This is a genomic window from Dictyobacter aurantiacus (assembly GCF_003967515.1).
GTDB lineage: Bacteria > Chloroflexota > Ktedonobacteria > Ktedonobacterales > Ktedonobacteraceae > Dictyobacter > Dictyobacter aurantiacus.
This window is the reverse complement of record NZ_BIFQ01000001.1, coordinates 4,687,565-4,713,109: the sequence shown is the minus strand read 5'-3', so window position 1 is coordinate 4,713,109 and position 25,545 is coordinate 4,687,565. Positions and strand designations below refer to the sequence as shown.

16 protein-coding genes and 1 pseudogene are annotated in these 25,545 nt (G+C 57.7%); 4 read left to right on the top strand and 13 right to left on the bottom strand.

Features of this window, described 5'->3' with window-relative positions; translation table 11 throughout:
* Positions 1-32: 32 nt before the first annotated feature.
* Positions 33-1,013, bottom strand: a pseudogene (locus KTT_RS18920) (cupin domain-containing protein); the annotation flags it as partial.
* A gap of 253 nt (positions 1,014-1,266) precedes the next feature.
* On the opposite strand from KTT_RS18920, the gene KTT_RS18915 reads away from it, so the two are divergent.
* On the top strand, positions 1,267-4,428 hold the full coding sequence (locus KTT_RS18915; RefSeq protein WP_235845764.1) for an FHA domain-containing protein: 3,162 nt from the start codon (positions 1,267-1,269) through the stop codon (positions 4,426-4,428).
* Between the two features lie 467 nt (positions 4,429-4,895).
* Positions 4,896-5,777 (top strand): hypothetical protein, encoded by an 882-nt coding sequence (locus tag KTT_RS18910; RefSeq protein ID WP_126597482.1) that lies wholly within the window; start codon positions 4,896-4,898, stop codon positions 5,775-5,777.
* A gap of 91 nt (positions 5,778-5,868) precedes the next feature.
* Here the strand turns inward: KTT_RS18910 and KTT_RS18905 are convergent, their stop codons facing one another.
* The 3 genes from KTT_RS18905 to nifJ form a co-directional block, all read right to left on the bottom strand.
* Positions 5,869-6,387, bottom strand: coding sequence for a hypothetical protein (locus KTT_RS18905; protein ID WP_126597481.1), 519 nt, complete (start codon positions 6,385-6,387; stop codon positions 5,869-5,871).
* A 203-nt stretch (positions 6,388-6,590) separates the two neighbouring features.
* Entirely contained in the window at positions 6,591-7,589 is a 999-nt protein-coding gene (locus tag KTT_RS18900; RefSeq protein WP_126599728.1) for a dihydroorotate dehydrogenase-like protein, read from the bottom strand.
* Between the two features lie 2 nt (positions 7,590-7,591).
* Complete coding sequence (gene nifJ / locus KTT_RS18895; protein ID WP_218030921.1) at positions 7,592-11,239, bottom strand: pyruvate:ferredoxin (flavodoxin) oxidoreductase; 3,648 nt, start codon at positions 11,237-11,239, stop codon at positions 7,592-7,594.
* 498 nt (positions 11,240-11,737) lie between these two features.
* Between nifJ and KTT_RS18890 the strand changes: the two genes are divergently transcribed.
* Positions 11,738-12,757: a universal stress protein gene (locus KTT_RS18890; RefSeq protein ID WP_126597479.1), complete on the top strand. Its 1,020-nt coding sequence runs from the start codon at positions 11,738-11,740 to the stop codon at positions 12,755-12,757.
* Positions 12,758-12,985: 228 nt separating this feature from the next.
* Here the strand turns inward: KTT_RS18890 and KTT_RS18885 are convergent, their stop codons facing one another.
* From KTT_RS18885 to KTT_RS18850, 8 genes are all read right to left on the bottom strand, one after another.
* A complete protein-coding gene (locus tag KTT_RS18885; RefSeq protein WP_126597478.1) occupies positions 12,986-14,065 on the bottom strand; it encodes an ABC transporter ATP-binding protein in 1,080 nt (359 codons plus the stop codon).
* Entirely contained in the window at positions 14,065-15,207 is a 1,143-nt protein-coding gene (locus KTT_RS18880) for an ABC transporter ATP-binding protein (RefSeq protein ID WP_126597477.1), read from the bottom strand. Before KTT_RS18880 ends, KTT_RS18885 begins: the two co-directional genes overlap by 1 nt.
* Entirely contained in the window at positions 15,207-16,235 is a 1,029-nt protein-coding gene (locus tag KTT_RS18875) for an ABC transporter permease (protein WP_126597476.1), read from the bottom strand. Before KTT_RS18875 ends, KTT_RS18880 begins: the two co-directional genes overlap by 1 nt.
* A gap of 5 nt (positions 16,236-16,240) precedes the next feature.
* Positions 16,241-17,224: an ABC transporter permease gene (locus KTT_RS18870; protein WP_126597475.1), complete on the bottom strand. Its 984-nt coding sequence runs from the start codon at positions 17,222-17,224 to the stop codon at positions 16,241-16,243.
* Positions 17,225-17,342: 118 nt separating this feature from the next.
* A complete protein-coding gene (locus KTT_RS18865; protein WP_126597474.1) occupies positions 17,343-19,049 on the bottom strand; it encodes an ABC transporter substrate-binding protein in 1,707 nt (568 codons plus the stop codon).
* A 197-nt stretch (positions 19,050-19,246) separates the two neighbouring features.
* Positions 19,247-20,389 (bottom strand): LacI family DNA-binding transcriptional regulator, encoded by a 1,143-nt coding sequence (locus KTT_RS18860; RefSeq protein ID WP_126597473.1) that lies wholly within the window; start codon positions 20,387-20,389, stop codon positions 19,247-19,249.
* A gap of 942 nt (positions 20,390-21,331) precedes the next feature.
* Positions 21,332-22,354, bottom strand: coding sequence for a universal stress protein (locus tag KTT_RS18855; RefSeq protein ID WP_126597472.1), 1,023 nt, complete (start codon positions 22,352-22,354; stop codon positions 21,332-21,334).
* Positions 22,355-22,489: 135 nt separating this feature from the next.
* Positions 22,490-23,209 carry a response regulator transcription factor gene (locus KTT_RS18850; protein ID WP_126597471.1) on the bottom strand — a complete coding sequence of 240 codons (720 nt, stop codon included), beginning with the start codon at positions 23,207-23,209 and terminating at the stop codon, positions 22,490-22,492.
* 305 nt (positions 23,210-23,514) lie between these two features.
* Between KTT_RS18850 and KTT_RS18845 the strand changes: the two genes are divergently transcribed.
* Entirely contained in the window at positions 23,515-24,738 is a 1,224-nt protein-coding gene (locus KTT_RS18845; RefSeq protein ID WP_126597470.1) for a sensor histidine kinase, read from the top strand.
* A gap of 76 nt (positions 24,739-24,814) precedes the next feature.
* On the opposite strand, the gene KTT_RS18840 is transcribed toward KTT_RS18845, so the two are convergent.
* On the bottom strand, positions 24,815-25,507 hold the full coding sequence (locus tag KTT_RS18840; RefSeq protein WP_126597469.1) for a VIT1/CCC1 transporter family protein: 693 nt from the start codon (positions 25,505-25,507) through the stop codon (positions 24,815-24,817).
* Between the last annotated feature and the right edge of the window lie 38 nt (positions 25,508-25,545).

Sequence of the window (25,545 nt, the reverse complement as noted above, 5' to 3'; positions counted from 1 at the left end):
CAGCGTGAGCTGTACCCTCTCTTTTTTTTTATTTAGCGAGTGATCGGCTTCTTTTCCTTGGAGAGGGAGCCCATTACGTTCTGGTTAAGATGTAAGTGAGCCCGCACCAGTTCGGGCGGCGTCAACGCCATCCACTGCTTCAGCGAGACATCAGCATAGTGATCGCTTTTAAACATCTCCAGAAAGCGCAGCGTGGTATCTCCAGTATTTTAGATGTAGTGTCCCATGGCGAACGGGACATAGCCCACATCCCCCGCCTGGTAGTCGAAGGTGCGCACCTTGCCCTCGGAGGCGAACACGCTCATACGGCCATTACCCTCGATATAATATTGCCATTCATCGGCGTTAGGATGCCAGTGGAGCTCGCGCATGGCTCCCGGTTCTACCTCAACCAGCGCTGCCGCGATGGTGGATGCGGCCGGAAAGTTTGTAGAGTCTACAACGCGCACCGTACCGCCATCCATCTTGATCAGTTCCTGGGCATGCAAGCGATAGGCAAACGAGTGCGCGGGTGGTCCCTGCGGATTGGGCACCTGGTCATCAGCCAGCTGACCCGGTATCGTACCCGGAAAGATGTAGAGCTCGTGTGCAGGGATGGAGGCGAAATCGCTCTCGGCGACCCCGAAATTTTTGGCCAACACCGACTTCGGCGTATGCGCCAGCCAGTCCGAGATCAAGAAGGTGGAATCCTCTGAAAAGTCCCCATCATCGAAGACGAGCAGGAACTCACAGCCATCCTGCAATCCCTGGATCGAGTGTGGGATACCAGCGGGAAAGTGCCAGAGGTCACCGACCCCGACGTCCGCCAGAAAATTTCGCCCATTCTGGTCCACGGCACTGATGCGCGCATGACCATCAAGCATATACGCCCACTCCGCCTCTTTGTGCCAGTGCAGCTCACGGATAGCACCGGGATTCAGGCGCATGTTGACGCCCGCCAGCGTAGTGGCGATCGGCAGTTCGCGCCTGGTGACCTGGCGCGCCCAGCCACCCTCTTGCAGCCGATTATGAGCTCACAAGTCCTTTGTGGGTTGGTGCATCGGGGGCGCGGATGCGCCCCCGATGCACCAACCCACAAAACCAGCGCGACCGCGCAGCGGACGCGCGATTGGGGGCCATCACGCTCCCCCAGGATGACAGGAGTCAACCACTCTTTATAAAATGGAAAGCCCAAATATACGCAATGGGCGCGTTCATAAAGCATGAGTTATGCTAAGATGTATAATGTTGGCACACCACTAGTATTTTATGCCAGGAGTAATACTGTTGGAAGCAGTACAAAAGCCTTTTGCCGAAGCGGCCGTGCGCTTTCTAAATGGGCCACTGAGTGGAAAGACCTTCTTTCTACAGAAGCCCGTGGTGACGCTCGGCCGGGAGAAGCAGAACGATATTATTGTGCCTGACCCCGGCATTTCCAGATACCATGTGCGCATAAGCTGGCTTGGCGATGTGTGGGGGGTTGAAAACGTTTCGCAAGGCAATACAATCGCGCACAATGAGCAGCAGGCAGCTCATGCGCAGCTACACCATAATGATGTCATCAAGCTGGGCTCAACGGTCAGCTTTGTCTTCCTTATGCGCAATCCTGACGCACAGCAGGGCGCGCCCGTGGCCGGTAGCACACCAGACGCGAATTATCCGCTACCACCACCGATTTCGCCACCACCATCCCAGCCACCACAACCGCCAGTCTCATCGCAGCCAGCGGTCTCGCCGCAGCCACTACAGCCATCCGCCAGTCACCCTACGCTAAAACAGACGGATGTGGCGCACAATCGGGCACAGTGGGCGGGGCTGGCGCAGATTCCCAACGCACCCGATTCAACGGTGATGGCGCATCTCTCGACCACAAACGTGCCTTCACTGCTGATCAGCAGCAATACCAGAAGCGAGCGCCAGGTGGCACAGCTGACACAGCAGGTAAACAATATCGGGCGTGACCCCTCGAACGAGATCGTCATTGATACGCCCATCGTCTCGTCCTGGCACGCCCAGGTCGTACGCGACGGGGATCAGCTCTTCCTGATCCATCCCCATCCCAGGCGCGGGAAGACGCTGAATGGATTATGGTACCAGGGCCAGCATATTCCGGGGGACCAGACGTTCCGTCACCAGTTGCGGGCCGGAGATATCTTCCGCATCGGCGATGAGCATGGGACGCTGGTAACGCTGACGTTCGATACGGGAACGGAAGCTCCACCGGAAAACCTGCCGCAGATGGCCCCGATCGTTCTGCAAGAGGGAACATTAACCATCGGGCGTACACCCGATAATATGGTTGTGCTCAATCATCCACAGGTATCGGCGCATCACGCCCTGGTGGAAAAGGTCGCGGACGGCTATCGGCTGCTGGACCAGAACAGCACCAATCATGTATACGTCAATGGGGAGCAGGTTATCCATAAGCTGCTACGCACCGGTGACGAGATCCGCATCGGGCCCTATCGATTGGTCTATACAGGTACCGAACTGCGGCCCTATGATGAGAGTAACCATATTCGCATCGAGGCGCTACACCTGAAGAAATCTGGCAACAATAACGTTATCCTGCTCAACGACATCTCGCTGGTCATTCCGCCGCGCAAATTTGTGGCGCTGGTGGGAGGTTCAGGAGCAGGCAAGTCAACCTTGATGGACGCACTGAATGGATTGCGTCCCGCGCAAGAGGGCACGGTACTCTATAACGAGGTCGATTACTATCGTAACCTGGCCGCCTTCAATACGCAGCTAGGCTATGTGCCCCAGGACGACATTGTGCACCGCGAACTGACCGTCGAGCGAGCCCTCTACTACGCGGCAAAACTGCGTCTGCCGGGCGACTTTACCAAAGAACAGATCGCCTGGCGCATCAATGAGGTGCTTGAGGATGTCGAGATGACAGAGCGCCGCCACCTGCTGGTCAGCAAGCTTTCAGGCGGTCAGCGCAAACGCGTCTCAATCGCGCTCGAACTGCTGGCCAATCCGGGCGTCTTCTTCCTGGATGAACCAACCTCGGGACTGGACCCCGGCCTGGATCGCAAGATGATGACGCTGCTGCGCCGCCTGGCCGATCGCGGCCGCACCATCGTACTGGTGACGCACGCGACCAACAACATCAACAGCTGCGACTACGTCTGCTTTCTGGCACAGGGCGGACGGCTGGCTTACTTTGGTCCGCCGAATGAAGCCAAAACCTTCTTTGAGAAGACCGACTTCAGTGAGATCTACAGCGCGCTGGAACCAACGAAGGATCAGCCGGATATTCCACAAAGGGCTGAGGAACGCTTCCGGAACTCAGCGGATTACCAGCGCTACATCGTTGAGCCGCTGAGCGAGCAGAAGGCGCCAGCGCAACAGACGGGGGCCACCGCGCAGCCGCGAGGCAAGAAGCAGCGCTCAAAACGCAGGGGCCAGGGCTGGATGCAGTTTACGCTGCTCTCGTCGCGCTACCTGGAGTTGCTGAAGAACGACGTCGGCAACCTGCTCATCCTGCTGCTCCAGGCACCCGTTATCGCCATCATGCTGGTGCTAATGGTACGCTTCGAGGTGGGAGCTGGCGTCTTTGATGCCAACAAATTGACGCAGTGTCGGACGCAGATCCTCACCCCCTCGGGACCACTGGCGCTGCCACAGGCCCGGACCACTGATCTCATCGATTGCCAGCAGGTCGTCAACTTCTTAAAAACAGACGCCACCGCGCACGCCTTTGTGCAGCAGAAAGGTAGCGTGGCCCAGGCCCTGCAATCATTCCTGATCCAGGGGCCCGGCACCGACGCGCAAAAGGTGCTGTTCATCATGGCCTTCGCAACGGTCCTCTTCGGATGTATTAATGGCGCGCGCGAAATCGTCAAAGAAGCGGCCATCTACCGACGTGAGCGCACCGTCAACCTGGGCATCCTGCCTTACATGTTCTCCAAGATCGTCGTACTGGGCATGCTATGCCTCTTCCAGAGCGCCATCCTGACGCTGGTGGTTGAGATCGGGGAGCCGCTCAAGCAGGGAGTTGTCCTCTCACCCATATTGGAGACCTATATCACGCTCAGCCTGACATCACTGGCCGGCTTGATGATTGGCCTGACGATCTCGGCGATCGCGCCCAACAACGATCGAGCCATCAGCCTGGTCCCGATCATCCTGCTGCCGCAGGTCATCTTTTCGGGGGCGATCATCCCGCTCAAAGACTGGGTCACCCAGATCATGGCCACCGTCTTCCCGACACGCTGGGCGATGGCCGCGCTGGGATCGTCCATCGGTCTGCACTCGGATACGACCGGAGGCGATAAGCTCTTTGGGGATGACCCCACCTATCATAGTACCCTCTTCTCCATCTACAACCAGACCGATGCACTCCATCGCCTGGTACTATCGTGGGTCAGCCTGGGACTGATTACCATCGTCCTTGCCATCGTCATCGGCATCTTCCTGAAACGCAAAGACGTCCGAACCTGATCACTCTCCCCGCGCCTGGGGAACGCAGGCGTCCCCATTCTCTTGTTAAGGAGGTGGAGCAACAGCGCAACCTCCTTAACAATGTGTCTTACTCTCATGATCATCGCCTCCAGCTTGTATGAGCTTTCGCACCTGGGGTGCTCATGTATCAGTTTTGTATTGTTGCATCGGATGCGGTTCCGAGCATCCGATGCAACAATACAAAAAACAGGGCGGCCGCGCAGCGGACGCCCGTGCGAGGCCGCTCAAGCCACCAGCAGATAACGATTTTATCGCGGCGCGATGGCTAGACATTGATCTTGATCTCTGCTAAGATGCACAAGATGGATTTAGCTAATGGGAATAATACGCTATTCACATTAGCTTTTACGCTTAATTAGACAAGTATTATCATTCGCTTTTGCTCGTATGGGCGATGGTATTTGATCAAATGATATGTCACCAAGACGAAAGGATCGATCATTTTTATGAGTGTACCTCCTCAGCCTCCATTGGGAGAGGAGCCAGAGAAGAAGACAGAGCTCCAGTCCGGCGACCAAATATCTGAACAGCCAGCGCCCACACCTGAGACAGTCTCACACGAGGACGCAACAGAGCAACCGACCACTACCTCCGATGTAGCCTCCCCGGTGGAAGGGAATGACTCCCCAACCATTCCTTCTGAGACGGCTTCACATGAAGAGGCCACCGAACAGCCAACCATCCATGACAGCGCTGATGAGGAGACAACACCACAGCCAATGACGTTCTCCGAGCCTCCGGCCGACTCCACAGAGTCCAGCGAAGACACCGTGGTAGATAATCAGGAGAGCTTAGAAGAAGAGGATCTGGAGGAAGACGACGAGACCGCACAACCGGCGCGCTCGGGTATTTTTATAAAGAAGGGCGTGCTGATCGGCGTGATCAGCGCGGTGGTACTGGTGGCCCTGCTGGCGGCGCTCCTATTTTTTGTCAACCGGCCCAAAGATCCGCCGACCGACTGGCTCTCAAGCGTAACGCCCCCGGCCGGATCGGGCAGCGCCACTAAGATCCTATACTATCTGCACTGGAGCAATGATAACGGCGAGTTGAAGGGTCAGCTGCAGCTCGCGGCCTATGCCAATGGCGCGCCTCAATCCCTGACCGCACCCGCCAGCGGACTCTACAGTCGTGATAACCATGACATCTATGTAGTTGTAACTATCAATGGACAGGCCACGACCCTGTCAGGCAAGATCAATGACAGCAACGATACGCTAACCCTGAACCAGGTAGGCGCACCCAACCAGGCCAGCCAGCTGGTCTTCCACACCAGTAGCGCCGATGCCTATAAACAGGAAACCAGGAAATTAGTACCAGCCAAAAAGTAGATAGGTGATATAGCAGAAAAAGGGAGCGAGCAGTGCCAGAATGGCACTGCTCGCTCCCTTTTTCTGCTATATCACCACACAAAACTCATATTCAGGGTTGAATGCCGTCTTTGGAGATGAGGGGCTTCAACTTTGCCAGCGCGGCCACCTGCGCAGGGGGAAGTGGCACCTGCGCCACGGCATCACTTAACTGCAGAGACGACGCTTTCGCCTCAAAACCGAAGGGGCCAGTAGTGGTGGCGGACAGCTTTTGAAATGTGGCAACGCCAGACCGGACGTCGATGACATCGACCCTGGCCCCTTTCAAGGGGAACGCCTTCAGGTTCGTGGAAGCTGAAGGCTGCAGAGCCCGGATCAGCAAGGGATTCTTCAGGGTTATATCAAAGGTGGCCTTAAACACCGGGATCTGCTGGCGTTTCCCATACGTTCCTACATCCAGCTTGAGGGCTGTAACCGCAATGCTCTTCAGCTGAATAGGGATCACAACAAACTCCCGAGCGGGAGGCTTCTGTTGTGCATGGGCCGTAAGATCACCCGGCAACAGCAGGATTCCCACCAGCGAGAGTTGGATGGCCAGCCACCACAGGCATATTCGATAGCGCAGAGCCATACGACACAACACCTTTCTCCATTTCCACATTCCTCCACACACCATAAAACCATACATCCATATATATCGGCACCTGCGCCCATCACCATAGGTTCGGAGCTCGCCTCCGATTAATGCTTCGGAGCTCGCCTCCGATTAATGCTTCGGAGCTCGCCTCCGATTATTATCCGACCCCAATGGCAATAATCGGAGACATGGCGTGTTTACGCCCGGATAAAGGAATCGAGGACGCGCAGGTAGTTGGCGCGCTCGAAGGCGGCGGGTTCGGCCACGGCCTGCTGGCTCATGCTGCCGCGCATCAGGTCGAGCGAGGGGTATTCGTGCTCATCCATCCACCATTGCATGTCTGTGCGAATGCGTGCGAGCTGGTCGATGCCATTGGCCAGCAGTGTCGAGGCCATCATGGCGACGTTGGCCCCGGCCATCATAGCCTTGAGAACGTCCTGCGCGCTATGGACACCGCTGGTCAGGGCGAAATCGGTCTGGATGCGACCATAGAGCAGGGCGATCCAGCGCAGGGGCAGTCGCAGTTCGTGCGAGCTGCTCAGCTCCAGATTGGGGACGACCTGCAGGTCCTCCAGGTCGAGGTCGGGCTGGTAGAAGCGATTAAACAGCACCAGACCATTGGCGCCCGCCTCCACCAGGCGGCGCGCGAATTGTGGCAGCGCGGTGAAGTAGGGACTGAGCTTGACGGCGATGGGCAGCTGGACCATGGCGCGGATATCGCGCACGAGGCGCACATAGGTATCCTCCACCTCGGAACTGCTCAGCGATAGGTCGGTGGGCAGGTAGTAGATATTCAGCTCCAGGGCGTCGGCCCCGGCCTGCTCGATCAGGCGCGCGTACTCGATCCAGCCGCCGGATGAGACGCCGTTCAGGCTGCCGATGACGGGGATGGAAAGGGCCGTCTTGAGGCGCGAGAGGTGCTCCAGGTAGCGATCGGGTCCGATGTTGTAGTGCTCAAGATCGGGGAAGTAGCTCAGGGCCTCGGCGTAGGTGTCGGTGCCATGGCTGAGGTAATGATCGAGCTGCTGGCTCTCATAGGTAATCTGCTCCTCGAACAGGGAATACATCACAATGGCGGCGGCGCCAGCATCCTCAAGCTGGCGGGCCGTACTGAGCTTTCTGGAAAGCGGTGAGGCAGAGGCGACCAGAGGATTCTGCAGCGGCAGGCCCAGATAGGTCGTTCTCAGATCGGGCATTGTCATAGCGTTTTCTCTCCTTCCTGGTGGCCATCGTGGCCATCCGCCGCATGATAGTAGCGGGCCTGACTGGTCCTGACATCTTCTTCGGCCAGGTGCAGCAGTTCGGCCGCCCGTTCCTCGTCGCTCTGCACGAGCATGCGGAAGCGCGTCTCATTGTACATAAAGCGCGACAGCGGGAGCGTGGCCTCCCTGGCGTCCATGATCAACGGATCCTTGCCCTGCTCCATCAGCGCGGGATTGTAGCGGTACAACGGCCAGTAGCCGGTCTGCACGGCCAGCTTCTGCTGTTCCAGCCCCTTGCGCATATCGATGCCGTGCGCGATACAGTGGCTATAGGCGATAATCAGGGAGGGACCATCGTAGGCATCCGCCTCCTGAATGGCGTGCAGCGTCTGCTGATCGTTGGCGCCCATGGCGACGTGGGCCACATAGACATGTCCATAGGCCATAGCCAGCAGGCCCAGATCCTTCTTTGGCAGCGCCTTGCCCTTAGCGGCGAACTTGGCCACGGCGGCCCGTGGCGTGGCCTTCGATGCCTGGCCGCCCGTATTGGAATAAACCTCGGTATCCAGCACCAGAATATTGACGTTGCGGCCCGAGGCCAGCACATGGTCCAGTCCACCATAGCCGATGTCATAGGCCCAGCCATCGCCCCCGATGATCCAGACCGTCTTGCGCACCAGCGCATCGGCCAGCGACAACAACTGCTGGCACTGTTGATCCTCGGCGGCCGCTCCGCTGCTCAGATGCTGCTTGAGCAGCTGGACACGCTCGCGCTGTGCCCGCAGCCCCATCTCGTGCCCCTGATCGGCCCGCAGGATGGACTGCGCCAGTTCCTCACCGACCAGGGGAGCGCAGCGCAGCAAGAGGGCACGCGCCTGCTCCTGCTGCTGATCCAGCGACAGGCGCATCCCCAGCCCAAACTCGGCGTTATCCTCGAAGAGCGAGTTCGACCAGGCGGGACCACGGCCCTCGGCGTTGGCGCTCCAGGGCGTGGTAGGCAGGTTGCCGCCGTAGATGGAGGAGCAGCCAGTGGCGTTGGCCACCAGCAGGTGATCGCCGAAGAGCTGAGAGACCAGCTTGATATAGGGCGTCTCACCGCAGCCCGAGCAGGCGCCCGAGAACTCGAACAGCGGCTCAAGCAGCTCGGCGTTTTTGATCGCCGCCAGGTTCAGCTGCGCTGTATCAGCCTCGGGCAGACGCAAGAAGTAGTCCCAATTCTTGCGCTCGCTCTCGCGTAGCGGAGCCTGCGGCACCATATTGATCGCCTTGCGCCCAACCTGGCGCTTATCTTTAACGGGACAGGCCTCGACGCACAGGCCGCACCCGGTACAATCCTCGGGCGCTACCTGGAGCGTATAGCTCATATCGGGAAACTCTTTGAAGCGGGCCGGCGTGGTCTGGAAGGTCTCCGGCACATCGCGCAGCTCGGCGGGATCATAAACTTTGGCGCGGATCACCGCGTGCGGACACACCATGACGCACTTGCCACACTGGATGCAGATGTCGGGATCCCAGGCCGGGATCTCCTGCGCGATGTTGCGCTTCTCCCAGCGGGCTGTGCCCACCGGATAGCTGCCGTCGCAGGGGAGCGCGCTGACCGGCAGCGCGTCACCTTCTCCGACAAGCATGGGACCGAGTACGTCGCGCACAAAGGTCGGCGCCTCGGCCGCCACGGGGGCTCTTCTGTGCAGCATCGGCAGAGCAATGGGCGCTCGTGCCTGTACCGCCACGGTAGCCTGCCCATCCTCATGCCCCAGAAGCACTTCGGCCTCCTCCGGAATTGTTACCTGGTAGAGCCCGGCCAGTGTATCATCGACGGCCTGGTAGTTCTGCCTGACCACCGCCTCGCCACGCTTACTATAGGTCTTCTTGATGCTCTGCTTGATCTGGTCGATCGCCTGCTCGGTTGGCATGATGCCGCTGATAGCGAAGAAGCAGGTCTGCATCACGGTATTGATGCGCCCGCCCATCCCCACGCGGCGCGCCACCTGGAGGGCATCGATGACGTAGAAGCGCAGCCGCTTCTGGCGAATCACCTGTCGCACTTCCATGGGCAGGTGTCTCCACACCTCCTCGGGACCATAGGGGCTGTTGAGCAGGAAGACGGCGCCCTCGCGCGCGTATTTCAATACATCGAAGCGTTCAAGCTGGGCGAACTGGTGGCAGGCGACCAGGTTGGCCTGGCCCGCGTCGATCAGGTAGGGAGCCGAAAAGGCATGCGGTCCGAAGCGCAGATGGGAGATAGTGACCGAGCCAGACTTCTTCGAATCATACACAAAGTAGCCCTGCGCATAGTTCGCCGTCTCCTCGCCGATCATCTTGATCGAGTTCTTATTCGCGCCCACCGTGCCGTCCGATCCCAGTCCCCAGAAGACGCACTGCACGATGTCCTCGCCCTCGATGGAAACGGTCGGATCATACGGCAGGCTACTATGGGTCACGTCGTCGTTAATGCCGATGGTAAAGTGTTGCTTCGGCCGTGCGGCCAGCAGATGATCATAGATGCCCTTGACCATGGCCGGGGTGAACTCCTTGGAGGAGAGTCCATAGCGACCACCGATCACACGTGGGGCGGAGCGCGCGTTATCCCAGGACTCGTTGAGGGCGGTCACCACATCCAGGTAGAGCGGCTCGCCCGCGCTGCCGGGCTCCTTGGTGCGATCGAGCACGGCCAATATTCTGACGCTCGCGGGCAGGGCACGCACAAAGGCATCCACCGCGAAGGGACGATACAGGTGGACCTTGAGCACACCCACCTTCTCACCGCGCGCCGCCAGGTACTTAGCGGTCTGCTCGACCGTCTCGGCACCCGATCCCATCATGACGATGACGCGCTCGGCGTCCGGCGCGCCCGCATAGTCGAACAGGTGATAGCTGCGGCCGGTCAGGGCCGCGAACGCATCCATGCTCTGCTGCACGATCTCGGGGCAACGCTGATAGAAAGGATTGACCGTCTCGCGGGCCTGGAAATACACATCGGGATTCTGGGCCGTACCGCGAATGATGGGATGCTCGGGGGAGAGCGCCCTGGCCCGATGCGCGTGTACCAGCGCATCATCAATCATGGCACGGATCTCGGCCCGCTCCAGCAGCGTAATCTTATCGATCTCGTGCGAGGTGCGGAAGCCATCAAAGAAATGCACAAAGGGGATGCGCGCCTTCAGTGTAGCGGCATGGGCGATCAACGCCAGGTCCTGCGCCTCCTGCACCGAGTTAGACGCCAGCATGGCGAAGCCCGTCGCACGCACCGCCATCACATCGGAGTGATCGCCAAAGATCGAGAGTCCCTGCGCGGCCAGCGAGCGGGCCGCTACGTGAAAGACCGTTGGCGTCAGCTCACCGGCGATCTTGTACATATTTGGGATCATCAATAACAGGCCCTGCGAAGCGGTAAAGGTGCTTGCCAGCGCCCCTGTTTGCAGAGCTCCATGCAGCGCGCCCGCCACCCCACCCTCGGACTGCATCTCAACCACCAGCGGCACGCTGCCCCACAGATTGGGCTTCTCCTGCGCCGACCAGGCATCAGCGGCCTCACCCATAGGAGTGGATGGCGTAATCGGATAGATCGCCACCACATCGCTCACGGCATACGCGACAGCGGAGGCGGCCTCATTCCCATCCAACATTGCCTCAGTATGTTCCATAAGACATCGCATCACTTTCTGCTTTTCAACATCTGCTTATATACCAGGAAGATATCGCCTCCTGATCACAGGATGGTCTCGTGCCCGCGAACCTGCCTCTCAAAGAAATCACAGAAAACAGCTCTGCCGGCGTGCCCTCTTTTGTGATCGCTCTGAGAGATCGTCCTGGCTGCTGTGATATAGCTGTGAGGATGTAGAAGTACAGTATGTACAATGCAGGTAGGGAAGAATAAACAAGAACAAGCCCTCGTAGGTGCCGGGCGTGCCCCGGCTTGGAGCCGCAGGCGACCCCGTGCCCGGCCGCATATGTCTCATCAACGCGATACGGGAAACGATACATATTGAAGGGAACGTAATCGCCCGGGTACGGGGCCGCGTTGCGGCCCCAAGCCGGGGCACGCCCGGCACCTACGTTGGCACAAAATGTGATGGACACCTTCGTATGGTGTATACCAAAAGACGTTTATGAAAGCTTAAGGCTTGGGAAGGGGCTTAAACATGTTCACCCGCATATTAGTTCCTCTTGATGGCTCACCGGCGACCGAGCACGCGCTTCCCATCGCGGCTCGCCTCGCCCGTACCGCGCAGGGATCATTACTACTCGTCCATGTCATCACGTTGGGGACCAACTTCAACGGAAAAGCTATTTTGAAGACGGACGCCTTGCACAGCCTGGTTGAAACTGAAAAGCAGAAGGCGCTCGACTATCTGACCACCATTGCCACCATGCCCCTGCTCGACGGCATCGATGTGGAACTGCAGGTCTGCTGGGGCCAGGTCGCGCCTGAGCTGGTAGAACAGGTCAGGCAACACCACTGCGACCTGATCCTGATGAGCCGCAAGCACCATACCGGACTGAAGCACCTGCTACCGGGCAGCGTAGCCGAACGCGTGGCGATGCATTCACCGGTGCCGGTCTTTCTGATCCACGAACATGGACCATTGCCGATCATTCCATATATACCAGCGGGCCATCCTATCTGCATCCTGCTGGGAGTCGATGACATCTCCCAGGCCGGGCCCGTTGTGAAAAGCTCCCTCGCGCTCGTAGCTGGTCTGGCGGCCACGACCCGGCCGCTTATCCGCCTGGCCCGTGTCATCTCGCCCTACGCTACAGAGCAGGCCGGTGCGCAGAGCAGCCTGCTCGAACTGATGAAGGTCATCAAAGAGCACCAGATCAAACACGTACACGAGTTTCAGGATATTGATGAGGAGTCGATGGAGGTGGTTAGCAGCGCCTGCATGAGCGAATCGACCCTGGTCGGCACCGACTACGCACACGAACTGCTGAAAGAGGCCGGCAGCTATGACAGCGAGGAGCACAAGCCGCAGTTCCACCTGCTGGTCATCTCCTCGCGCTTTGGACAGCACCAGCAAGGTCTGCATCTGGGGAATCACATCGTGGAGCGCCTCACCCATGAAACGCAGCTCCCCGTCCTGATTGTCCCACCAGCAATGGTGATGGATTCGCTGGCCGCGAGGAGCCAGGCTTCGCAAGCCGTCGACTCGCTTTCTTAGAATGGGGGGTGACGTGCGTCATGATGGGGGGCGTGAGTGCCCCGCACTCGCGTCCGCTGCGCGGCCGCATTAGTTATATATGTGAGCATGGGGTGAGGTGCGCGGATGCGCACCTCACCCCATGCTCACATATATCTAAATTGGCTTTATGGGTTTATGCAACCGGGGCGCGAATGCGCACCTCACCCCATGCTCACATATATATAACTAATGTAGCTTTCGGCTGTCTTAATCGGCACCCTGGGCGGCAGGGGTATTAGCCTCTGGCGACTCGTCACCGGCGCCGTAGAGGTAACAGTTGGTCCAGTGCCCATTGCCCAGGTTAGTGCGGCCGGGGAAGCGCTCCTTACAGACCGGCATGGCGTGCGGGCAGCGAGGATGGAAGCGGCAACCTGTCGGTGGCGTAATCAGGCTGGGGATCTCTCCGCGCGCCGTCAGTTCCTTGCTTCCAGCACCGGACTGGATGCGGTCGGGGTCCGGAGCCGCCGACAGCAACAGCTGGGTATAAGGATGTTTCGGCTCCTGAATGATCTCATCGCTAGGACCACCCTCCACCGTCTGACCCGCGTACATCACCAGCGTATCCTCGGCGAAGTAGCGCGCGCTGGCGATATCATGCGTGATGAACAGGAAGGCCAGCTTCTCCTCGTCCTTGAGCCGCAGCAGCAGGTTAAGGATGTCCAGCCGGATCGAGACGTCGAGCATCGAGACCGGCTCATCGGCCAGCAGCACCTCCGGCTGCACCGCCAGAGCACGGGCGATCGCCACGCGCTGCCGCTGTCCACCGCTGAGTTGGTGCGGATACTTCTCGATAAACTGCTCGGCCGGACTCAGGCTGACGCGCCGCAGCAGGGCCAGCACCTGCTCGGTCACCTCCCGCTCGCCGCGCGCATGCCCGAAGATCTGCAGTGGACGCGCCAGGTGATAGCGGATATTGTGCACCGGATTGAGCGAGCTAAAGGGGTCCTGGAAGATCAGCTGCACGTGACGCCGGTAGGCCCGCAGCGCCGAGGTGCTCTTGGACAACGCGATCGGCTCACCCCGGAACTTGATCGTCCCCGAGGTCGGATTATAGATGCGCGCCAGCATGCGCGCCACCGTCGTCTTGCCGCTCCCGCTTTCTCCCACCAGCGCCGTCGCCCGGCCCGGTCGCAGCGCTACCGTGGCATCCTCCACCGCGTGCACCGCCAGCGAGGGACCGAACATCTTGCCGCGCACCGGAAACTCTTTGCGCAGATGGACCGCCTCCAACACTGGAGCCGGCAGTTCCACGTTGGTTTGATTCTCAACAGAGGGAGACGTACTCATTACACCAGGCTCCTTTCCGCCAGCGCCTCATAGCCTTTCGCGAACTCCTGCGCGCCGGGTAACTTCTGGGCATAGGTAGGATTATAGAGATGACAGGCCACCAGCTGCTCCTGGTTATCGCTCGTGGCGGGTCCCAGCACCGGTGTCACCGAGCGGCAGGGCTCAAAAGCCATCGGACAGCGCGCGGCGAACGGGCAGCCTGACGAAACCACACGCAGATCAGGCGGTGATCCCGGAATGCCCACCATCTTACGGCGGGGACCATGCAGGGTAGGGAATGAATTGAGCAGCCCATAGCTATAGGGATGACGGGGATGCTTATACACATCCGCGCTGGTCGCCTTCTCGATCATCTTGCCGGCATACATGATCGCCAGCCGATCCGAGAGCTCCAGCAGCAGCGAGAGGTCATGGGTAATGAAGATCAGCGCCGTATTGAACTCCTTACACAGGTTGCTGATCAGCTCCAGGATCTCGCGCTGCACCACCACATCCAGCGCCGTCGTCGGCTCGTCCATAATGATGACTTCCGGATTGAGCGCCAGGGCGATAGCGATCACCGCGCGCTGGCGCATGCCGCCACTAAGCTCATGGGGATAGCTACGAATGCGATCACCGGCGATACCTACCAGTTCCAGCAGCTCCAGCGCGCGCTTGCGGCAGGCGTCGGGTCCCATATCCGGCCGATGGGCCTTGATGGCATCGATGATCTGCGTACCCACCGTCATCACCGGATTGAGAGCATTCATGGCGCTCTGAAAGACCACCGACAGCTCATTCCAGCGGAACTGGCGCAGCTGGGAGGGGCTCAAACTCAGGACATCGATGACATCCTCCTGCGGACTATTGCGGCCGCGTCGGTTCTGCTGCACCATGCTGCCCTTGCGATCGGTATGGGGGCGGGGGTAGTAGAGCACCTCGCCCCCGGTAATCTCAGCCGGAGGACGCAGCAGGCGCGCGATGGCGAAGGCCAGCGTCGACTTGCCGCAACCGCTCTCGCCGGCCAGTCCCAGAATCTCGCCGCGCTTCAACGTCAGATTGACGTCACGCACCGCGTGCACGGCCCCGTTGGCCGCGTAATAATCAACACAGACGTTGCGCACGTCCAACAACAGATCATCGGGCACACGTTGTTCAGCCATTATGCCACCGCCTCCTTCTTCGCTTTACTCGCCTTTGGTTTCGCCTCTTTGCGCAGGCGTGGATTGGCGATCTCATCGACCCCGAAGTTGATCAGGGACAGCGCGGTCCCCACCAGCGCGATACACAGTGTGGGCGGGATAAACCACCAGTAGGCGCCCTGCAGGATCGCGTCGTTGTTATTGACCCAGTACAGCATGGCGCCCCAACTCAGCCCGGTCACACTACCCAGACCCAGGAACTGCAGGCCCGAGGCGGCCAGAATCACATACACCACCGTACCGATAAAGCCCGACATCACGATGGCAATCTCGTTGGGCAGGATCTCGGAAAAGATGATATGCAGCGTCCCCTCGCCGCTTGATTGCGCCGCCTGCACGAAGTCGCGACTGCGCATCGACATGGTCTGGGCGCGAATGACGCGCGCGTTCCACGACCAGCTGGTCAGCGCCAGCACCAGCGCCACGGTCAGATCACCTTTGGGGAAGAAGGCGGCCAGCACGATCGCCAGCGGCAGACCGGGGATGACCAGAAACACATTAATGATGATCGAGAGCACATCATCGACCGTGCCACCGAAGTAGCCAGCCGCCAGGCCTATCGTGGTCGAGACAGCCATAATTAACAGGGCTGTGACAAAGCCCCAGAAGATAGACGAGCGCGTACTGACGATGGTCTGGGTAAAGATGTTCTGCCCTGTCTGTGTAGTGCCAAACCAGAACTGCGACGAGGGCGGCGCCAGCACCGGGCCCGCGTTCAAGGTATTGGGATCTTGATGGACAAAGAGCGGGCCAAAGATAGCGATCAGCAAGAAAATGACCAGAATCAGCACGCCGATGCCCACTTTGCGATTGAGCGTGATCATGCGCCAGAGATCGCGCATACGTCCACCAACCGCCGGGGGCGCGGTCATACCGGGCACGCCTGCAGCGGCAGTGCCACCAGCGCTCACAGCGCTCGCGGGAGAAACCACAGTGGTTAAACTGTTATCGAGCGGCGTATTTTGTGCATCAGGTTTCGTCGAACTCATTGAGCTTATCCCCTTTCTTGCCGGACGCGTGGATCAAGCACCACATAAGTCAGATCAACCAGGAAATTGGCGACCAGCACCGCCACCGTAATGATCAGGAAGATGCCCTGCATCAAAGCGTAATCCGAGTTCTGCACCGCCTGGTAGAGGGCGTAGCCGATGCCGGGATAGGAAAAGATGATCTCCAAAAACAGCTGACCGGCGACCACCTGTCCCAGAGCAATAGCGAAACCGGTAATGCTGGGCAGAATCGCATTGCGGGCGGCATAATTCATCATCACACGGCGGCCGACCAATCCCTTGGCCTGCGCCATCAATACATAGTCCTCTGAGAGAGTGGTGATCATCGAGTTGCGCATGCCCAGCATCCAGCCAGCGATACTGGCGATTACAAAGGTGATAGCGGGCAAGATAGCGTGCTGGATCACGCTGCTGATAAACTCAGGAGAGCCATCGGGAGACAGGAAGCGATCATAGCCACCATTCAACGGGAACAGGTTGAGGGTAAAACCAAAGATATAGAGCATAATCAAGGCCATACAGAAATAGGGGATGGCGCTGATAAAGGTCATCAAGGGTGGCAACAGACTATCCAGGAAGGAATTGCGACGCCAGGCGATCACGGCGCCCAGCAGCGTGCCCAGGCCAAAGCTGATGAGCAGCGAGATCGTCACCAGCACCAGCGTCCAGGGCAGTTCCTGTCCAATCGCTTCGGCCACCGGGGTGGGATAGTAGGTGATGGAGAGGCCCAGGTTGCCATGCAACAGGCTATTGAGATACTGAAAGTATTGCACCCACAAGGGATCTTTGGAGACCCCGAACTGCAGCTGCAGCGCGTGCAGCGCTTCCGGCCTGATGCGACCCTGGAAACGCGCGATAAAGATCTGCGCCGGATCACCCGGTGCCAGGCGGGGGATAAAGAAGTTGAGCGTAAGCGATCCCCATAAGGCGATCAGGTAAAAGCCGATGCGGCGTAAGAGGTGACGCATCCATGAACTCCTTGCTAGTCAACCACATGCGTCAATTGACGCGATAGCAGAGAGCCCCTATGAAGATTACATGCATAGGAGCTCTCGCAGGAAAACCTATTGACGCATCCGGGACACGTTACTTGGCCGGGGTCAGGTGGAGCACCACCTGCTCAGCATCCGGATACTGCCAGGGGGGTGGTACCGCGTAGGGATTATCCGCCGTTGGCCAGCCGGTGAAGTTTTTGGTGCTGTACTCGTTCCAGGCGGCACCATTGACCAGGGTAATCACCGGAACCTGCTCAACCATGATCTTCTCCAGGCCCTGAATGGCCTGCTTCTGGGCATTGGCATCGGTGGTCGTGGCATACTGATCCAACAGTTTATCGGTCGCCGGGTCCATCCAGCGCTCAAAGTTGGAGGGCGCCGACTGTCCAACCGGAGCAGTGTGCGACTTGCTCAGCATGCTGTTAAAGGTATAGAACGGGGTCGGGCCGGAGCTGAAGCTACCGATGCTCATGTCGAAGCTACCCATGTTCAACGCGTTGATATAGGAATTATAGGCAAGCGCGCTCACATTGGCCTGGATACCGATCGCCTTCAGCTGGCTATTGACCATCTGACAGATCGTGACCCAGTCGCTCCAACCGGTCACCACGTTGAGGTTGAAGGACAGCTTCTTGCCATCAGCGCCAACATAGATACCGTCCGAGCCTTTTTTGTAGCCGGCGCTCTCCATCAGCTTGGTCGCCTCGGCCACATTGGGGGCCTGCCAGGTTGTGTTCTGATAATCGGAGGACAGGTAATCCTTCTGCGCAGGCAGCAGCAGACCAGTCGGGCTAGCTACGGCTTCGAAGTTACTCTCAGCTACCTTGGACATCTGATCGCGGTCGAGCGCGATACTGATCGCCTTACGAACGTTGACGTTGTTGAATGGAGCCTTGGTCAGGTTCATGATCAGAGAGACCGCGTTATTGGGTGGGAACCAGTATTTGTTGTGCGTAGGATCGCGATCAACATACCCCTTCTGCAGGTTGGGGGTGTACAGGCTAACCCAGTCGAGAGCACCTTTGTCCATATCCAGTTCCAGAGACTGGTTGGAATTGTAGGACGGATAGCGCAGCTCATCAACCTTGGGCAGTCCAGCCTGCCAGTAGTTAGTATTCTTGGTATAGTCAATCAGCTGAGAAGAGAAATTCTTCAACGTGAATGGGCCAGTACCAACAGGGTTGGGATTGGTATACTTGGATGGGTCACCCACGCTCTGCCACAGGTGCTGGGGCACGATATAGGTGGTACCACCAACATTCCACAGGATGGGGGTGTACACCTTCTTCATGCTGATCACTACCGTGTGATCATCGGGCGCGGTAACGCTATTGAAGTAGTTCCAGAGGCCATTGCTATCGGCGGCTGGATACTGCTTGAGCATATTGAGCGTGAAGGCCACGTCGGCCGAAGTGAAGGGTTTGCCATCGGACCATTTCACGTTCTGACGCAGGGTAAAAGTCAGGGTCTTATTGTCGCTGGAGAACTTATAATCGGTGGCCAGCCAGGGCGTCACCTTATTGCTAAAACCATTGACATATAACAGGGTCTCATAGACCATACCCTGGGTACCCGGATTGGCATTGGGCGCATAAGGTCCAAAGTTACGGGTGAAGTCGCCATTGGGGCCCGTCTGGATGGTCAAATAATTATGTGATGAAGAACCCTGAGTAGTGCCATTACCATTAGCGCCGCCACAGGCAGCCAGTAGAGCACCAAGAACGAGTAAGAGCGACAATAGCCACGCTCTTTTCCCATCCTTCCTCTTATACGACGTTGTCAGAGATTGCGGTGTCATCAAAACCTCCCGGCAATAGAAAACACAATAAATCCTTTTAAGTGTAGAAAAAACATCTATAAGAAAAGCTTTACTTCCCATTTCCTCCTTTCGATCGATCCTATCTCTGTGTAGTTGTGCCGCAAATGCGGCATAGCACTCGAATTTCCCGCGTAAACGGGGGACGCACAGATTAAAAAATATGTAGCGTTCCTACATTAGCGGGAAACCGATTTTATCGATGAGAATGGGGATCTTTGTCGCATGCCACAAGAGGCACGTACAACCAGACTCGTCGCCAGCCGGATACGTAAGGGAGGGGCATTTGCTGGCTCATCAACATTCGCACGGGATAGGCGCATAAAGTCCCTGGCATAGCCAGAACGGACATTAAAGCGCTGCTGATCCGACTGCTCGATGATAGAGAGCAACACCTCGATTCCTCGCTGGCCCATCTCCTGGAACGGCTGTTTGACCGTGGTCAAAGCGGGCCGAACCAGGGCCGAAGAGCCAATGGCATCAAATCCCACCAGCGCCAGCTCACCCGGTATGTCGATCCCCTGCTCTTCCGCGAAGGCCAGTACACCATAGGCCATCAGGTCGCTACCGGCAAAGATGGCCGTTGGTCGCTGATCTTCGGGTAGGGAGAGAAGGGTCTGGGCGGCATCTCGCCCCGAAGCCGTGTCAAACGCGCCTTCGATGACAAGTGTGGGCTCAACTGGAATGCCATGTTCGCGCAAAGCCTGGCAATAACCCTCGTAGCGTTCACGTGAGCATACGTATTTCATGGGACCCTGAATATGGGCGATGCGGCGATGACCAAGGGCCAGCAAATGCTTTACCGCATCATACGCGCCACACTGGTTATCGGCACCGATCCAGGGAACCAGAGGGGGATCATCCTGATCATCAATGAGTACCACGGGGAAACCATGTTGGTGTAAACGGATAACAAACTTTGACGATTGACCGGGCAAAACCGCCAGGATACCCGCCACAAGATTTGTCGATAGGATATGGTCGATGATATCGCCCTCACCATTTTCACGCGTCTTGTCATTGAGGCTGTATAGTACCAGTTCATAGGCGGTATTCCCGATCGTCTCGGCAATACCACATACGATATCGGGGATCATCGGCCAGGTGAAGGAGGGAACCAGCACACCCAGTAGATGGCTACGCCCCCCGGCTAAACCAGCCGCTGTAGCACTCGGCACAAACCCTTCCTCTTTGACAATGCGGAGAATGCGCTCGCGTGTATTTGGATCGACATCGGGCTTGTTATTAAGCACGCGCGACACCGTGGTTTTAGATACGCCCGCCAGACGGGCAATATCATCAATTGTACGCTTCCTTGCCATAAATAACGTATCCTCATGGATGGGCGACAATGCCAATCCTACTCGCGCTACTCTCTGTTATGATGAACATACAGAAAGCGAAGGCAAATGCGAAAAATATCAATTCATCGGACCAAAGCGGTTTCGTAATCGATTCCGGTATCGATTACATTTAAGTATACCGATGAAAGATCAAAAAATCAAGGATTTTTGTTGGCAAATTTTGATTTTTTCTGATCAGGCAGAAAAAGGGATCATTAAGTATGCCGCGCTTTTCGGGAGAGGCGGTTGAGAAATGTGAGACACACAGGTAAGTTATTTTTATTACGTTGTTTTTCAGGAATATTTCTCATCTTTGAACCGCGAAGAAAGGGCTGTGTGTATTTTCTTTTACTGGCGCACGTGAGCGCCCCCGCACGGGCGGCCGCGTGCGCGGCCGCACTGGTTTATATGGTGGTGCCCCTGGGGCGCATCCGCGCCCCAGGGGCACCACCATTATATGATTATTATAGAGCGATGCGACCGGAATATAAGTGCTCCTCAGGGGCACCACCATATGATTATTATAGAGTGATGCGGCCGGAGCACGGATGCGCCCCAGGGGCACCATTATATGATTATTATAGAGTGATGCGGCCGGAGCACGGATACGCCCAGGGGCACCATTATAGATTATTATAGAGCGCTGCGACCGGAGTATAAGCGCTCCTCAGGGGCATCACCATATGATTATTATAGAGTGATGCGACCAGAGTATAAGCGCTCCTCAGGGGTACCATTATATGATTATTATAGAGTGATGCGACCGGAGCACGGATACGCCCAGGGGCACCACCACATATGATTATTACAGAGTGATGCGACCGGAGTATAAGTGCTCCTCAGGGACGCCATTATATGATTATTATAGAGTGATGCGGCCGGAGCACGGATGTGCTCCGGTTGCATCACTCTATAAGCTTGTTAAAACATGGCGAAGGGATGATATGCGTGCTCGTGGTGTTCGGGCTGTTCGCCGTGGCCTTCCTGGGGCTCGACGGTCTCCTGGCGGACGATCAGCAGGGGGAACGAGGCGTGTCCCAGGACGTGCTCGGTGACACTGCCCAGGAGCCAGCGTGGAACGCCATGCCTGCCATGCGTCGCCAGGGCGATGCCGCCCGAAGGCCCCATCATGCGCGCCTCGTCTTCGCGCGCCACCTGCATCAGGGCGGTGGCCACGTCCTCATCGGTACGCACTGACATAGTTATGTCGAGCAGCGTATCTGGCATCAACTGCAGCAGAATCCGCTTCGTCACATCTTGCAGGTAGGCTTCGGCCTCTTCCATGGCTTTGACGTTGGCCTGCGAGACGGTCTCGTTACCCTGGGGGGCGACGGCATAGATGGGCTGTACCACGCGGAGTAGATGCAGCTTTCCGGGCTCAGGGGCCGAGAGCAACGCGCTTAAGGTGGCGGCGATATGCAAGACCGATTCCGCTCCGGGTGAACCATCGAGTGCCACCGTAAATTGGAATGGCATCCCTTTGCCGAGCATGGGCTGGCCCTGTCGCTGCTCCTTTAGGATCAGCACTGGCACACTGCTATGGCGCACCATCTGCTGCGCTACGCTTCCCAGCACCAGGCGTTTGAAGCCGACATCACCATGGCTACACATCATCACCAGATCAACGTGCTCACGCTCAATCGCGTCCTCCAGTTCCTGCACCGGGAAACCAGAGAAGACCGAGATAGTCACCTCAAGGTCGCGCAGCATCTGGCTCTGCTTCAGGTGCTTCAGATGCTCCTCCGCCTCCTGCGCGTCACGTTCGACCATGTTGGCCGGCACGGGCCCCGACCACATTGGATACGCATAATATTCGGAAGGCAGCGCGATAATCGTGATCAGGGTAACCCTGGCATGCGCCGCGCGAGCCAGGCGCGCAACCATGGGTAGGATCTGCTCATCACGGTGTGAACCATCTAACGGTACAAGAATGTGCCCCAACATGGCCGGGCTCCTTTCACCTCATCATTGAGATGGGGTTGTAGATGTATTTTTTTTGCTACCAGTAGGATAACGCTCTCTCATCACAGATACTTCTCAAAACCCGGCCTGGTGGCACAACCAGATCACAGATGCCTGTTATGGAAGTTTGGGGTGGGACGCGAACTGATAGCCAACGCCAATTTTCGTGTGGATGTAGGTGGGGTGGGATGGATCAGGCTCGATCTTGCGGCGCAGGCGGTTGATGCTGACCTGCAACATATGGCTTTCTCCCGTATATTCAGGTCCCCAGATGTGCTCCAGCAAGAGATCCTGGGTTAAGATGCGGCCGGCGTTCTGCATCAGGTAGGCTAGAATACGATACTCGGTCGGTGTCAGGACCACCTCTGCGCCATGCACCGTCACCAGGCGCTGCTCGCAATCGATCTCGATGGCGCCGATGGTAAGCTTTGAACGGGCCGCCAGCATCTGCTCCTGCGCGACAAACTGCGAACGCCGTAACACGGCCCGCACCCGCGCCACCAGTTCTTCAATGCTAAAGGGCTTGGTCAGATAGTCGTCAGCCCCCAGGTTCAGACCCCGCACCTTATCGCTGTCTCGCCCGCGCGCTGTAATGATGATGATCGGCACCTGCGAGAACTCCCGTATCTTCTGACAGGCGGTAAAGCCATCCATGTGTGGCATCATTACGTCGAGGAGTACCAGATCAGGAGGATTCGCCTCGATCATGACCAGCGCCTCTTCCCCATCGTGGGCGTTAAGAACATGAAAGCCTTCCAGTTCCAGGCTGCGCGTCACCAGGCGCAAGAGTTGCGGATCGTCATCGGCCACCAGAACGGTATACTTCTTGATCGTCATTATTGTCGCTCCTCCCATATCCACCTTGAACACAGCAACCGGGCCAGAACAGCCCTTGCAAGATTGTCTTTTTGCTTCTATGATAAAGGATGATCCATGATAGTTCAAATATGTTCATATTGCTTCAGATAAAGAAAAGAAGAACTGTTAGGCTCTCCGTCCTTCCCATGGAGGGACGGAGAGGGGGGTGCGAGGACTGGCATGCCCCCAGCATGCCTGCCGTCGCGCTCCGTCAGGGGCTGCTGCCCCTGCACCCCGCTTCCACTAAAAGACGGAGAGCCAGCTATTACAAATGCGGGTAAGCAATGCATCCACATCTCAGCGCAGACGAACAGTTTGCCGCGCTCAATCAGAATGACGCGGCACTGCTCAATGAACATGATGAGCAGACATCATTGCAATTGCTGAATGCGATCTTCCAGAGCATTCATGATGGAGTGACGTTGTTTGATACACAACAACATATCGTGCGTGAAAATCGGCCGGCCAATCTGCTGCGCAGCAGATTGGAACAGTCCCCGCAGGGGCGGCAAGCGTTGCAGGCACTGCTCTACGCGCCCGCGTGCCAGGCTTTGCGCGGCCATCACCAGCAAGATATCTCCGTTACCATCGTCAATGAGCGCTCTGAACAGAGCGAGTATCTCGTCACCGCATCCCCTCTGTATCAGCAGGCATACGTCGCGCAGCATCCCCGGCGGCATACCAGCAGGAGTACACCGGAAACCATGACGATCGGTGGCGCCGCCGTCGCCTGGCACGATATTACACCGATCGCTATGGTGGTGCACCAGGATGGCTCAGCCATGAAAGAGGCCGAGGAGCTAAAGGATGAATTCATCAGCATCGCGGCCCATGAGTTGCGCAATCCGCTATCCGTGCTCCAGGGCTTCGTCGAACTCTTCCAGAGACAGATGGGGCGCCAGCACACTCCGATGTTAACGGAGGAGCAGCGGGAATCGCTGCAGCATATCGACCAGGCCACCCGGCGCCTGGTTACGCTCACCAATGACCTGCTGGATGTCACGCGCCTGCAGGCGGGACACCTGGAACTGGTGGAAGAGGTGACCGACCTGGTCTCACTGGTGAAACGCGTCACCCAGCGCCATCAGTCCATAACCCCCGACCACCAGTTGATGATTATCGCGCAGGATCCATTCCTCATCGTCTCGATCGACGTCATGCTCACCGAACAGGTATTCACCAACCTGCTCACCAATGCCATCAAATACAGCCCCGGCGGGGGACCGATCCAGATCACCCTGGAGAAACAGGTTGAGAGCCAACAGGTGCTTATAAAGATCAAAGACCAGGGCATCGGCATCCCGGCCTGCCAGCAGGCACAGATCTTTGGGCGCTTTGTCCGCGCCACCAACGCCCAATCCCATGGTCTCTGTGGAACGGGACTGGGGCTATACCTCAGTCGCGAGTTGATCAAGCGCCAGGGCGGCGACATCTGGTTCCAATCCCAGGAGGGGCAGGGGACGACGTTCTTTGTTGCGCTACCACTGCTGGCTGTGGCTGACACCTGAGATTCATGCCTTCGGCCCCTGACACTACGCGCCTTCGGCACTCAAAAGAGTTACTGTGAAGGAGGGCAATACAGCTTTAGATCAGGCGGGCGATGAAGAAAGCGACGGCCGCGGCCAGGCCGCCGATCAGGGCGGTCTGGATGCCGCTACGCAGCGGATTTGTGCCGGTGAAGCGCCCTTTGATATATCCAAAGATGAGCAGGGCCAGCAGGGTCACGACGACCGAGGTCAGCAGGGCCGTTCTGGCCACCGGCAACAAGATATAGGGGCTCAACGGTATCAGGCCGCCGACGATGTAGGAAAGGGCGATCGTGATGGCGCTGCTAAAGGCACGTTTAGGATCAGGCTCCTCCAGGCCAAGCTCGAAGCGCATCATGAAATCAATCCAGGCGTCCGGCTTCTGGCTCAGCGCCTCGACCAGCGGCGCGCTCTGTTCGGCGGTCAGACCATACTGTTGGAAGATATCGCTAACCTCCGTTTTTTCGACGTCAGTCTTTTCCTTGATCTCCAGTTGTTCACGGCGGCGTTCGCTGCTATAGTGTTCCGCGTCGCTCCTGGCGGCCAGATAGCCACCCAATCCCATAGCGATCGAACCGGCGGCGATCTCGGCCAATCCGGCCGTTACAACAATTGTCGTTGAGCTGACGGCTCCCGATAGGCCAGCCGCCAGTGCGAATGGAACCGTCAGTCCGTCGGACATACCAATTACAATATCACGCACCAGTTCGCCCGCGGTAAAATGCTTCTCCACATGCGGTGTTTGCGGCATAACAATAATCTTCCTTCTTAAAAATATACGGAACGTTC

Excerpts from the sequence above, each read along its gene's own strand:
- KTT_RS18910 (WP_126597482.1), top strand. The coding sequence starts at position 4,896 with ATGAGTGTACCTCCTCAGCCTCCATTGGGAGAGGAGCCAGAGAAGAAG.
- KTT_RS18905 (WP_126597481.1), bottom strand. The coding sequence starts at position 6,387 with ATGGCTCTGCGCTATCGAATATGCCTGTGGTGGCTGGCCATCCAACTC.
- KTT_RS18900 (WP_126599728.1), bottom strand. The coding sequence starts at position 7,589 with ATGCCCGATCTGAGAACGACCTATCTGGGCCTGCCGCTGCAGAATCCT.
- nifJ (WP_218030921.1), bottom strand. The coding sequence starts at position 11,239 with ATGGAACATACTGAGGCAATGTTGGATGGGAATGAGGCCGCCTCCGCT.
- KTT_RS18890 (WP_126597479.1), top strand. The coding sequence starts at position 11,738 with ATGTTCACCCGCATATTAGTTCCTCTTGATGGCTCACCGGCGACCGAG.
- KTT_RS18885 (WP_126597478.1), bottom strand. The coding sequence starts at position 14,065 with ATGAGTACGTCTCCCTCTGTTGAGAATCAAACCAACGTGGAACTGCCG.
- KTT_RS18880 (WP_126597477.1), bottom strand. The coding sequence starts at position 15,207 with ATGGCTGAACAACGTGTGCCCGATGATCTGTTGTTGGACGTGCGCAAC.
- KTT_RS18875 (WP_126597476.1), bottom strand. The coding sequence starts at position 16,235 with ATGAGTTCGACGAAACCTGATGCACAAAATACGCCGCTCGATAACAGT.
- KTT_RS18870 (WP_126597475.1), bottom strand. The coding sequence starts at position 17,224 with ATGCGTCACCTCTTACGCCGCATCGGCTTTTACCTGATCGCCTTATGG.
- KTT_RS18865 (WP_126597474.1), bottom strand. The coding sequence starts at position 19,049 with ATGACACCGCAATCTCTGACAACGTCGTATAAGAGGAAGGATGGGAAA.
- KTT_RS18860 (WP_126597473.1), bottom strand. The coding sequence starts at position 20,389 with ATGGCAAGGAAGCGTACAATTGATGATATTGCCCGTCTGGCGGGCGTA.
- KTT_RS18855 (WP_126597472.1), bottom strand. The coding sequence starts at position 22,354 with ATGTTGGGGCACATTCTTGTACCGTTAGATGGTTCACACCGTGATGAG.
- KTT_RS18850 (WP_126597471.1), bottom strand. The coding sequence starts at position 23,209 with ATGACGATCAAGAAGTATACCGTTCTGGTGGCCGATGACGATCCGCAA.
- KTT_RS18845 (WP_126597470.1), top strand. The coding sequence starts at position 23,515 with ATGCATCCACATCTCAGCGCAGACGAACAGTTTGCCGCGCTCAATCAG.
- KTT_RS18840 (WP_126597469.1), bottom strand. The coding sequence starts at position 25,507 with ATGCCGCAAACACCGCATGTGGAGAAGCATTTTACCGCGGGCGAACTG.